The following is an 11,873-nucleotide window of genomic DNA, read 5'->3' as shown; positions in this document are numbered from 1 at the left end:
GGAAGATTGCCTGAAAACAGCAAGAGTATGAACATCATTATTATTGAAGACGAAAAACCGGCTGCACGTTTGTTGCAGCGCAAAGTTGAAAAATTAGGATTGCAAGTAATTACTATGCTGCATTCTGTGGAAGAATCATTGGAATGGTTTGAGAATAACCCGCATCCTGATTTAATCTTTCTGGATATTCAATTGTCGGATGGTTTATCGTTTGAGATTTTTGAGCACTTCGACAAAGCTCAGCAACCTATTAAAAGTGCCGTGATTTTCACAACGGCTTATGATGAATATGCTTTGCGCGCATTCAAACTCAACAGTATAGATTATTTGTTAAAACCAATTGATGAAGATGATCTGGAAGTGGCAGTAGATAAATTCAAAACGCGCAATCAGCCCCAAAATCTTTCTTTAGATTTCGAGATGATAAAAAAAATGCTCGTAAATCCTATTGATAAAAATTACAAAAAACGATTTACTGTAAAAATTGGCCAACAATTAAAGTTAATCAATATTGAAGAAGTTGAGTGTTTTTACAGCGAAAACAAAGGCACTTATCTGCATACTTTGGATAATCGTAATTATCTGCTAGATGGAACTTTAGAGCAACTGGAAACCGAACTCGACCCAAAAGATTTTTACCGTGTGAGCCGTAAATTTATAGTTCCGATGAAAGCCATCAAAGAAATTCAGATGCACAGTAATTCACGATTGAAAGTAATTCTTCCATCTTATAATGAAGACGAAGTAATTGTTGCCCGCGAGCGCGTTAACGATTTTAAAGAGTGGATTGGATAGATTTTCTTGCTTCTAAAATCATATAAAACTGAATTCCAAACAATATTGATGCAATCACCAAATGTAGGGTTTGACTACCAAAAGGAAAGTGGAAGTAATACATGGCAATTCCCGAAAGTACTTCCGCAAAAATCAAAAATAGTACCCAATTGATTTTCCCAAACCCTAAATTCAGTTTTTTGTTTTTAAGGTAAAGGAACAAATTCACGAAAAATACCACAAAGGAAAACGTTCTGTGAAAGTAGAAACTCAGTTCCGGTTTACTTAACCAAAGCGTTTCGTTTCCAATTCCTGATTTTACCTGTTCGTCTACAAACTGACGCACTTGGGTTCCCAAAACGACCTGAATCAGCGTTAAAAACAACGAAAACCAAAGTACATTTCTAAAAGTAGCATTGAATACTTTAGTAGATTGTGTAGGGTTAACAAGCTGAATAATGTACAAAATTACGGCTACAATAATGAGCGCCATAACCATATGAATCGTGATTTTTACCGGATTCAGAACGCTGTAAACAACAGTAGCACCTAACCAGCCTTGAAAACCCATCAGGAAAACTACAAACCAAGAAAGTAATGTTATTTTCTTATCTTTTTTCCAGAGTCTAAACGAAGCAATTGCCATCACAAAACAAGCCAGTCCGGCTAAAGCTCCTACTAAACGGTTCACATATTCCACCCAAGTATGTGTAGGATTGAATAGTGCATAATCGTGTTTAGTATATTTTTCCCAGTGTGAAGCATCAAATTCGGCTCCGGTAGTGAAATTGTCTTTAGCTACCCATAACCCTTCGTCTTTAATAATTACCTGTCCTTTTTTAAAATCCCGGTTCTCACTCCAGGTAAGTTCTTTAACATTGGTAGGCGGAATGTAGTATCCGAAGCATTTTGGCCAGTCAGGACAACCCATGCCTGATCCAGTCATACGAACCAGTGCGCCGGCAACGATTACTAAATAGACTAAAATTAAAGCGGTTTTGGCAATTTTATTAAAGTTCATGGTTCTGGTTTCAAGTTACAGCTGCAAATATCTTTTATTTAGTGTTTAAAGAATATGATAAATGTTAGGTTGCTTTTTTAAGGCCCATTTTTTCGGCTCTTTTCAGTACAAAATCATAAGCGGCCTGATATTCGTTAGGGATTTCTCCTTCTAAAATCGCTTCTTTTACCGCTTCTTTTAAAACCCCAATTTCTCGAGAAGGTTTTAAATTAAAAAGCTCCATAATTTCCTCTCCGGAGATTGGCGGCTGAAAAACACGAACCTTGTCACGTTCTTCCACTTCCACGATTTTCTCACGGACTATCTTGAAATTGTTATGGTATTTCTGAAATTTCTTCGGGTTTTTAGTGGTGATGTCGGCCTCACATAAAGTCATCAGGCTTTCCACATCTTCTCCGGCATCAAAAACCAAACGACGCACTGCAGAATCGGTCACAATATCCTGAGCCAAAACAATAGGACGGGAACTCATCATGACCATTTTCTGAACGAATTTCAGTTTATGATTCAGAGGCATATGCAGGCGCTCAAAGATTTTTTTAGCCATTTTTCCACCTAAAAACTCATGGCCGTGAAAAGTCCAGCCTTGTTTTTTGTTGTATTTTTTTGTGGGTGCTTTTCCGATATCATGCAATAAGGCCGACCAGCGCAACCAAACATCATCGGTATTTGGGCAAATATTATCCACCACTTCTAACGTGTGATAGAAGTTGTTTTTGTGGGTATGTCCTTCGATTTCCTCGACCTGATTCAAAGCAGTTAATTCCGGAAGAATTATATCTAATAATCCGGTTTTGTAAAGCAGTAAGAATCCAACCGAAGGAGTGTTAGACATCAGTATTTTATTGAGTTCGTCTACAATGCGTTCTCCGGAAATGATGTTGATGCGTTCTTTATTTCTTGAAATGGCTTCCAAAGATTTGACTTCAATTTCAAAATTAAGTTGAGAAGCAAAACGTATAGCGCGCATCATGCGTAACGGATCGTCAGAATAAGTAATGTCCGGATTTAGAGGCGTTCGGATGATTTTGCTTTCCAAATCGCTTAATCCAGCAAAAGGATCTACTAAATCACCAAAATTGGATTCGTTTAAGGAAAGTGCTAAGGCGTTAATGGTGAAATCGCGTCGGTTCTGATCGTCTTCCAAGCTTCCATTTTCCACAACAGGATTTCGGCTTTCAAATTGATAACTCTCTTTTCGGGCACCTACAAATTCGATATCCATATCCTGATAACGAAGCATTGCAGTTCCGTAATTTTTGAAAACCTGTACTTTTGGTTTATGAGCAATCAGTTCAGATACTTTTAAGGCTAAATCGATACCGCTGCCAACGGCTACAATATCAATGTCTTTTTTATGATCGCGTTGTAAAATTAAATCACGTACGAACCCGCCAATAACGTAACTTTCCACATTAAGTTCACGGGCTGCGCGAGCAATGATTTCGAAGATTTTATCTTGTAATGCGTTTTTGTAATTCATGCTTAAGTTTCAAGTTCAATTGTTCAGAGTTTAAAGTTGATAACTGTAAACCATAAACTGTAAACCGAGACTGCGACTTTAAACTACTTTCTGATAATCGTCACTTGACTGTCTGCAGTCAGTTTGATAATGGTTGAAGGTTTGTCGCAAACTTTATCGTGCTGCAAATTTACCACATAGTCCACACCTTTTAAAATTTCAGGACTAATTTCTTTAAATGATTTTGGGGTAGGTTGACCGGAAATGTTGGCAGAAGTTGAAACCAAAGGCTTTTTCATGCGTTCCATCAGTTTAAAACAGAATGGTTCCTTTACCAATCGAACTCCTAGGGTTTTGTCTTCCGCTATTACGTTTTCAGCGACATTTCTTGGGTTGTCCAGTATTAGAGTGGTTGGCTTTTCAGATAAATCAAGTATTTGCCAGGCTACTTCAGGAATTTCTTTAAAGACATTATACATCATTCGATCCGAGTTCATCAGCACGATCATGCTTTTGCTTTCTTCGCGCCGCTTTAAGGCGTAAATCTTTTTTATGGCCTCAGGATTTGTAGCATCACAACCAATCCCCCATACGGTATCGGTAGGATAGAGGATGATTCCGCCGTTTTTGATTACTTCGTAAGCATTGTGTACTTCGTTATTAATGTCTTGACTCATATTTATTTAATTGAATTTCGGGCCATTATTTTTTCCGTCATTTTGATAAATGGGACTTCAATGTAAAGATAGCATACCTGGCATAAAAATAAGATTGGAAAGATGCAAATTGCTATTGTTTTCCAATAATTAAATACTGAAAATTTTGAAACCTCTACAATACCTATAATATAGTTAAATGCAATGAATAATATGATTCCATGAACAAGATAAATACTATAGGTTATCTGCCCAAGCTTTCTTGAAATCGGCCAATGCAAAATTCCAAAAAAAGAATTACCAAAAGTGATAAAGATGAATATGATTGTTGAAATCAATACAGGAATGAAGTCTTTACCATGGTTGAAAAAAATGACTGAAACCACAGAGAGTACCAAGATTATAAGACTTATACTTTGGCTGTAATTTTGGAAACGATTTTTATAATCGTAAAGCAATGCTGCAACAATACCGCTTGCAAAAGGCAAGAACAATTTAAGGTTGGGCTTGTTCTCAAGTATCATATAGATCAAAACCACTAAGGTTATTGTACGTACTTTTTTAGATGGTTTTATTTTGAAACCAAGGGCAAGAATTGGCAGTAAAAAATAAAACATCCATTCAAATGGCAACGACCAGGCTACACCGGCATTGATCAGATAAGTATTGTTTACATTATTTAGGTTTGGAGCACCACTGATGGTAAAATTCAACCATTTGAAGGTATCTCTTATGATGTGACTTATTTTGTCGTTAATTGTAAAATCAGATTCGTAAGCCACGATGCAAAGTAAGGTCAAAATTGAAACAAAATACATTGGAAAAATCCTCAAAAATCGTGACAGGAATAATCTTTTCCAATTGATTTGATCCTTCGCTTCAATAAGTTTTCGAGTGAACAAGAAAGAGGTAATCATAAAAAAATAGAGTACACTTGTCTGTCCGAACTGATTGAATAAGTTAGATTTGGGTTCTTCCCAAGCATTGCCATGAAGGAAAAAATACCAAATGTAACTATGATGTAAAAAAACAAAAAAGGCTAAATATCCTCTTAACCCATCAATGGATTTATACTTAATATCTTCCAAAGAGACAGGAAGGATTAGATTTATGATATAAACAGAGCAAAATAATATGCCGAATAGACCAATAAATATAATGCTCAGCGTTAAGAAATCCATTTTAACCTTTTAATTGCCTCTATTAAGGAAGGGTAATGTGTGACAAATTATAATAAATTAAAGTACCCTCAGTTGTCGTGAATAAAATATAATTATAATCGTTTAGAGTTTTCATAACCGTATAGGAACACTTCGGAATCATTCTGTCATGAGTTTCAACCATAATGATTTTAACTTTCGGTAACCAGGCTTGGTAATTTTCTTCAAAAAGCTGTTTTTCAGCCCCTTCAATGTCTATTTTTAAAATGTCAATAGTTTCCCATTGTTTTTTTTCTAAAACCTCGTCAATGGTAACCGATTCAATATCATAACTTTCAGAGGCTCCAACCTCTTTAATTTGAAAGCTATTGGTTGCATTGTAAGGATCAATGATTTTGAAAAAAGCCTTTTTATTGTAAAGGGCATTTTTCCATAATTCGAAATTTTCCAAACCGGCCGTATTCTTCTTGATCATTTCGGCATTTTTTTCTTCAATTTCGATGGCTACAATGTTTGCCTGTGGATATTTAAGTTTGAAAAACAATGAAGCTAACCCAACATTGGCCCCTGCATCCACTATGTTTTTGGGTTTAATCGGCAGCGGTGTATTGTACAGGTTTGTTAAGAAAATTTCCTCGAATGTTTCAAGGTCTTTACTGTTTTTTCTAAGGAATAATGTTCTTTTTAATTTGGGTAATTTAATAGTCTCTTTACCATTGCTAATTCCCAAAAGAAGAGCAAAGGCATCTATAAATTTGAAGTGTTTTTTTAATAATTTGAATAATACTACTTTTTTTAACATAATGTATATTTTAGTCTAATTGTCTTTTGTTTTTTCTTTTGTCATTGTATTTTCTCAGCCAATATAAAATGAAGTTGTGCTTTTTCATGGCCTGGTCGGTTTCTATGTATTTTTGCTTCAGATTTTCTGAAATTTCAAAAAAAGACTCATCTTTATAATCGTCAAATAATTGCTTGTATTTTTTGTATTGATAAAAATAAGCTCTGGACACCGATTTGTAATCTTTAAAAGATTTAGGTTTATCAACTCCCAACATCAAACGGTTGAACCGGATGCTTCTTTTTTGTTTTTTTAATGAAGTTTTTAAAACACCCACACCAAGCTGTTGAGAGCTGTGCAATCTGTAGGAAATTAAATTTTCGGTACTTAAAAACAAGGTTTTCCTTTCGGCCAGTAAAAAGGCAAACCATTCATCATGAATAAATTCTTTGGTGGTTTTGAATGGAAAACAAAAGTCTTTCACTTCCTTTTTAATGCATAAGGTTGCCCCAGTTAAAAAATTACCAATGTTAGTTAATGAATTGAATAAATTGGTACTGTTACGGTAAGAAGGTTCAAAAAAATTAACACTGGCCCATAAGCTCAATTCGTTATGGATGATCTCGCTGCTGTCGTTGATGAAATTGGCATTAGAAAAAACACCTTCGGCACTAGGATTTGTATTGAAAACCTCCATGGTTTTAGCAACTTTATCGTTTCTCCAAATATCGTCCTGATCGGAAAGAAAGATATAATCGCCCGTGCAAAGCTTAATTGCTTTCTCAAAATTTTTATTGCTGCCTAGGTTACTCTGGTTAATGTGCAGGATTATTTTGCCTGGATATTTATTGCTGTATTCATTAATTAATGCGGTGGTGTTGTCTTTTGAACGGTCATCACAAATAACAATCTCATCAACACCAATGGTTTGATTAAGAATCGAATTAAGCTGTTCTTTAATGAATTTTTCACCATTGTAGGTGCAAAGAGCAACAGAAATTTTCATAAGCTATTCTAAAACCTTTTTTATCCAGTTGTTACTATTGTATTTTTCGTAGATTTCCTTTGGAAGTTCTTCGTACGGCAAAGATATAAAGCTTTCCGGAATCGAAGTTTTATTTTCGTCCCAAACCAAAATATTGTTTGGATTATAGAAATCGTAATTTACGATGTCTTTGTTTGTGGTAATGAGTTTTTTCTTGAGTCCCATGGCTTCAAAAACCCTGAAAGTAAGTCCTTTTTGGATGTCTTTTTGAATATCCAAGATAATTTTAGCCGACTTTAAATACGATTCGGTTTCAGAAACCGGAATGGGTTGTTTTATAAATTCGATGCCTTCACAAGTATGTTTGTCAATAATGTCCTGATTTGGGTTTTGCAGGATAATTTTAACGGTTTTGTTAGCCTTAAGCAATTTAGAAGCAATATCTTTTAAAGTGTCGTAGCGTTTGTCGAAAGTTCCGATGAAAAAAACATCCAAAGTTGTTTCTGATGGTGTTGCTTCTTTGAAATAAAAATTGGTTAGAAACTCCAAATTTAGTTGAGCAACGTCGTCTTTTTCAAAGCTGAATTTTTTATCGAAAAACTGTAACGTTCTGTGATAGCGCGGAATATTTTTAAAACTGTCCCAATAATAGACCACGTTTTTTTTGGATTGTTTGGTAATGCGTTCCAAATCTTTATTTAAAAGCATTTCCGGACTGATGGCAAAAAGAATATCATATTGGGCATTTTTCGCAATGGATTTTACGCGCTCGGCACTAGCCCATTCTTTTTTTAGGTTTCGGCCCATGAAAACTTTCGCCAAAGAGTTGAGAATTTTATGAAAAACAGATTTGTATTTGTAGTTTTTGAAAACAACAGTTGTCAGTTCACAATCAAAATTGGATTGGATGCTTTTTTCTATTTCTTTATAGATTCCGAAGTAATCCGGACATAAGAACAACACTTTCATGATTGGATTCTTTGTTTGGTTTTTAAGGAATCGGATAAAGATGCCCCTTTGAAAAGAACTTTAAACAGTGGCCAGTATTTCGGTTTAAAAAAACTTTTGAAAAAATACTGAACCTGAAGATAAGTGAGCAAAATACGGTGCCAAATAAACCCGTAATGTTTTCTGATTACGTATAAAAGTGAAATTTTAAGTTCAATTTTTATGTTGATAGAACTCGGTGTACTTACTCCATGATAGTGAATAAATTCGGCCTTCGGAATTAAAAACGCTTTTTTACCCATTTTTAGAAGGCGTTTGCATAAATCAGTTTCTTCATAATATAAGAAGATGTTGGTGTCGAAACCTCCAACAGCATTAAAATCTGCAGCGTTAACCACCATAAAACTGCCGGAAACAAATTGGGCCTGTTTTGGCTCAGTGTATTTTGTTTTTCGGTTTGGATAGATCTTGGGATTGAATTTTTCCAGAAATTTTCTACCTAAAATTTCCCTGCCCGGTGAAGCAAAATGATCGATTGTCGGGAGTAATTTCCCATCTTCTTTAAAGCATAATGGTCCACAAATCCCGTACTCCGAATTGTTTTTCATTGCATTTACAATAATGGAAAGGCAATCGTTTATAAAAATGGAATCGTTATTTACAAAAGCATAGTAATTGGCGTTGGCGAATTGCACACCATACATATTTCCGCCACCAAAACCGGTGTTAATTTTACTGCGAACAAAAGTTAAGTGTTCCAGATTTGCTTTATTGCAGAACTGTTCCACTTTATTACAGTCTTCTTTTTCCGATGCATTGTCCACAACCACAATCTGATAGGAGAGTGCAGTGCTTGTTTTTTCAATAATTTTCTCAATGCAGTTGATTGTAAAATCACTGGAATTATAATTGATTAAAATTACTGCAACGTCGTATTTTTTTTCAGTACTCATAAATACTGGTTTACTCCTTTGTCAATTGTGGTTAATTTTTTTTCCGTGGTTTCTTTCTCAATCAGGTTGTTGATTTCGATATGGCTTTTGGATTGCTCTTTATGATAAATATGGTATGCAAGCCCGGCAAATTTCAATCGTTTCCCTTTGATGCCAATGTTGTGCAGGCGTTGAATCATTTCAGAATCATCAATTCCCCAGCCAACCAAACTTTCATTGAAACCGTTTACTTTGATGAAATCTTCCCTCCAGAATGACATGTTGCATCCTCGTAATTTTCCGGAACGCTTCTCATGTGCCTTAGCAAAATTCATTAAAAATGGAATACGAAGCGTACGGCCTCTTTTCTTAATTCCTTCTGAGAAATAATTGAAATGTATGGTCTTATTTTTGAAAATCTTATCTAAAATGTTGGCCTGAATATTAACACGTGAACCAAAAAGATAAAATCCTTTTTCAGCAAATTTTAAATGATCTTCTACAAAGTGTTTGTTCATAATGATGTCGCCGTCAATCTCGACAATGTAGTCGTATTTAGACTTAGCGATGGCTTTGTTCATGATTTTCGGTTTCTGATTTCCGTTGTCTTCATGCCAAAGATGAACCAGCGGTACCGGAAACTTCTGTTGAAATTTTTCGATAAGCGCTTTGGTTTCTTCTTTAGAGCCGTCATCAGCAATGATTACCTCATTGGGTAAAACCGTCTGTTCCAGAATACTCAACAGTAAAAGTTCTAGTGCCTGAGGCCAATTGTAGGTGGGTGTTACTAAGGAGCAGGTATGTAAGTTTTTCATAATCAGTAAATTATTGTCAAAAATAGCTGAAAATAATAAGTTGGGCAATTTAAGAAAGAATCAATTATTCGATTTTTCGGTACATCATCCACAATTGTAAATAACGTTTAAAAACCGAAAAAGCATGTACGTAAGCCAGGATAAACCCTTCTTTTCCATCTAAAAACCCTAAACGGTATATGTATTGCCAAAAGAAACGGTACTTCGGACGGATAAAAAAGTGGTATCCGCCGGGACGTTTGTTTTTCGCGTAAAGGCTTTCTGCCTGAAGTTTACTATACAGGTTGAGTTTGTTGTTGTAGTTGTCAAAACTCTTGTAACTGAAATGGTTAACACGTTCTTTCAAATAGCCTACTTTTCCATTGGCGGCGATTACTTCGTGTACTAAGTTACCGTTGTATTTACAGTGGTTTTTATTGAAAACACGTACTGCTTTATCCGACTGCCAGCCACCGTATTTGATGTGTTTTCCTAAAAAATGGAAATTTCGTTTCACAAAATAGGCCACAAAATCAGTTTGGGAAGAGGTCACCGAAATGATTTCTGCTTCAAGCTCAGGAGTTACAATTTCATCTAAATCGAAGAAAAGAATCCAATCATTTTTAGCTTGGGAAATGGCAAAGTTTCGTTGGTTTGAGAAATTGTCAAATTCTCTTTTGAGTACTTTAACACCCAAACTCTCAGCAAGTTCTACCGTTTTGTCGGTGCTGAAAGAGTCCACAAAAATAATTTCATCTGCAAAAGATAAACTCTCAACATAACGTTTTACGTTTTCCTCTTCGTTTAAAGTAATGGCTAATGCAGTAATTTTTGGTTTCAAATTATTTTGGCTTCTATTTGTGTGCAATAAGGGCAAATGTAATAATTTTACATTTATTTACTAATATAAAATAACGAAATGGCGCGTTTACCCATATTAATGTATCATAATGTTTGCGAGGATGAAAGAAACTCCATGGGTTTAACAATTTCGTCAGAAAAATTAGAAAGTCATTTTCGTTATCTGGCAGCAAATAATTTTCAGACATTTCATCTCTCGGAATTGGAAAATCGCACTCAAATTCCTGAAAAAAGCATTATAATCACCTTTGATGATGTTACTGTAAACCAGTTGCTTGCTGTTGAATTACTCCAAAAGTACCAATTAAAAGCAACGTTTTTTGTCCCATTTGCTTATGTTGGCAAAACCGATCAATGGAATAACGGAAACGAGCCTATCATGTCTTTTGAGCAGTTAAAAGCGCTTCCGGAAACCATCGAGTTAGGATTTCATTCTTATGCGCATAAAAAATACGCAGCGCTTTCGGAGGAAGAAATTCACGATGATTTTTCAAAATGCTTTGCGCTGATTGAGCAGCAAAATTTAAAAGTGCATTCATCCGTTGCATATCCTTATGGTAATTATCCGAAAAAAGAGCCGCAAAAGTCGAAGTTCAAGGCAACATTACTTCAAAATAACATTAAAATGGGATTGCGAATTGGGAATAAAATCAACAAATTTCCTTTTAAAAACCCTTATGAAATTATGCGAATCGATGTTAAAGGCGAAGAAAGTTTGCTGAAATTCAGGCTGAAAATACGTTTCGGAAAATTGAAGCTATTTTAAGCCTTTCTCGATCAATAAAATCTTCACATAACGAGAGAAAACCCCATAAGCGTTAATGCTTGCCAAAGCCAGTCCCGGAATCCCGTCCATAAAACCTCTCTTTAAAATATAAGAAGAGAAAAATCTATAAAACGGCTTGAAGACCAAATGGAAATAGGTGGCTTTTTTTCCTTTTTTAACAGAAGTATTTGCCTGAAACCAAGCGTAAGAATCTTTTTTCTGTAAAAGATGGAAAAGCCCTTTATACGTATAATGAATCATGAAATTTTTCAGTGTTCCGATACTTCCTTCTACATGAAGTTTCTCATGCACATCACCAGAAAACTGAATGTTGTTGTTTTTTACCAAACGAAGTACTTTGTCAACTTTATGGTACAGAAAACGGTTCATGTAAAAATGTGGAAAACAGATTTTATAACCCGAATGTTTTTCGCTTTCAATTGCCGATAGAATTTCGTATTTGAGTTTTTGAGTAACGCGCTCGTCTGCATCTAGAAACAAAACCCAATCTTTGGTTGCCGAAGCGATTGCGTGGTTTTTCTGGCTGGAGAAATTGTCGAATTTTCGTTGAAGTACTTTGCAGCCTAACGCTTGTGCTTTTTCGTAAGTTCCATCACTGCTGAACGAATCAATAACAATGATTTCATCGGCAAAAGCTACCGATTTAATTGCATCTTCAATATAATTTATTTCGTTATAGGTAGGAATAATTACCGAAAGCGTACTCATTATT

The 11,873-nt window shown here is 35.3% G+C and carries 13 protein-coding genes; 2 read left to right on the top strand and 11 right to left on the bottom strand.

The genetic code is table 11. The features are described 5' to 3' along the window. The first annotated feature begins 27 nt into the window (after positions 1–27). Positions 28–795, top strand: coding sequence for a LytTR family DNA-binding domain-containing protein (locus tag LZZ90_RS05970; RefSeq protein ID WP_237789782.1), 768 nt, complete (start codon positions 28–30; stop codon positions 793–795). Here LZZ90_RS05970 and LZZ90_RS05965 read toward each other — a convergent pair. The 10 genes from LZZ90_RS05965 to LZZ90_RS05920 all read right to left on the bottom strand — a co-directional run bounded on the left by LZZ90_RS05965 (position 776) and on the right by LZZ90_RS05920 (position 10,354). Beyond that, entirely contained in the window at positions 776–1,795 is a 1,020-nt protein-coding gene (locus LZZ90_RS05965; RefSeq protein ID WP_237789781.1) for a heme A synthase, read from the bottom strand. The genes LZZ90_RS05970 and LZZ90_RS05965 overlap by 20 nt on opposite strands. A gap of 64 nt (positions 1,796–1,859) precedes the next feature. Then, positions 1,860–3,278 carry a CCA tRNA nucleotidyltransferase gene (locus LZZ90_RS05960; protein WP_237789780.1) on the bottom strand — a complete coding sequence of 473 codons (1,419 nt, stop codon included), beginning with the start codon at positions 3,276–3,278 and terminating at the stop codon, positions 1,860–1,862. A gap of 83 nt (positions 3,279–3,361) precedes the next feature. Beyond that, positions 3,362–3,934 carry an L-threonylcarbamoyladenylate synthase gene (locus LZZ90_RS05955; protein WP_237789779.1) on the bottom strand — a complete coding sequence of 191 codons (573 nt, stop codon included), beginning with the start codon at positions 3,932–3,934 and terminating at the stop codon, positions 3,362–3,364. A 2-nt stretch (positions 3,935–3,936) separates the two neighbouring features. Continuing rightward, positions 3,937–5,094, bottom strand: a complete 1,158-nt coding sequence (locus LZZ90_RS05950) for an acyltransferase (protein ID WP_237789778.1) — start codon at positions 5,092–5,094, stop codon at positions 3,937–3,939. Between the two features lie 22 nt (positions 5,095–5,116). Continuing rightward, positions 5,117–5,875 (bottom strand): FkbM family methyltransferase, encoded by a 759-nt coding sequence (locus tag LZZ90_RS05945; protein WP_237789777.1) that lies wholly within the window; start codon positions 5,873–5,875, stop codon positions 5,117–5,119. A gap of 10 nt (positions 5,876–5,885) precedes the next feature. Then, positions 5,886–6,860 carry a glycosyltransferase gene (locus LZZ90_RS05940; protein ID WP_237789776.1) on the bottom strand — a complete coding sequence of 325 codons (975 nt, stop codon included), beginning with the start codon at positions 6,858–6,860 and terminating at the stop codon, positions 5,886–5,888. Between the two features lie 3 nt (positions 6,861–6,863). Then, positions 6,864–7,808: a hypothetical protein gene (locus tag LZZ90_RS05935; protein WP_237789775.1), complete on the bottom strand. Its 945-nt coding sequence runs from the start codon at positions 7,806–7,808 to the stop codon at positions 6,864–6,866. Beyond that, on the bottom strand, positions 7,805–8,740 hold the full coding sequence (locus tag LZZ90_RS05930) for a glycosyltransferase family 2 protein (protein WP_237789774.1): 936 nt from the start codon (positions 8,738–8,740) through the stop codon (positions 7,805–7,807). Before LZZ90_RS05930 ends, LZZ90_RS05935 begins: the two co-directional genes overlap by 4 nt. Next, positions 8,737–9,534: a glycosyltransferase family 2 protein gene (locus LZZ90_RS05925; RefSeq protein ID WP_237789773.1), complete on the bottom strand. Its 798-nt coding sequence runs from the start codon at positions 9,532–9,534 to the stop codon at positions 8,737–8,739. Before LZZ90_RS05925 ends, LZZ90_RS05930 begins: the two co-directional genes overlap by 4 nt. Positions 9,535–9,598: 64 nt before the next feature. Continuing rightward, positions 9,599–10,354, bottom strand: coding sequence for a glycosyltransferase family 2 protein (locus tag LZZ90_RS05920; protein ID WP_237789772.1), 756 nt, complete (start codon positions 10,352–10,354; stop codon positions 9,599–9,601). A 135-nt stretch (positions 10,355–10,489) separates the two neighbouring features. Here LZZ90_RS05920 and LZZ90_RS05915 point away from each other — a divergent pair, with 135 nt between their 5' ends. Then, entirely contained in the window at positions 10,490–11,140 is a 651-nt protein-coding gene (locus tag LZZ90_RS05915) for a polysaccharide deacetylase family protein (protein WP_237789771.1), read from the top strand. Here the strand turns inward: LZZ90_RS05915 and LZZ90_RS05910 are convergent. Next, on the bottom strand, positions 11,132–11,869 hold the full coding sequence (locus tag LZZ90_RS05910; protein WP_237789770.1) for a glycosyltransferase family 2 protein: 738 nt from the start codon (positions 11,867–11,869) through the stop codon (positions 11,132–11,134). The genes LZZ90_RS05915 and LZZ90_RS05910 overlap by 9 nt on opposite strands. Positions 11,870–11,873 lie beyond the last annotated feature (4 nt).

Origin of the sequence: Flavobacterium sp. SM15, from assembly GCF_022012335.1 — a bacterium.
Lineage (GTDB): Bacteria > Bacteroidota > Bacteroidia > Flavobacteriales > Flavobacteriaceae > Flavobacterium.
This window is presented reverse-complemented; position numbering and strand designations above follow the sequence as displayed.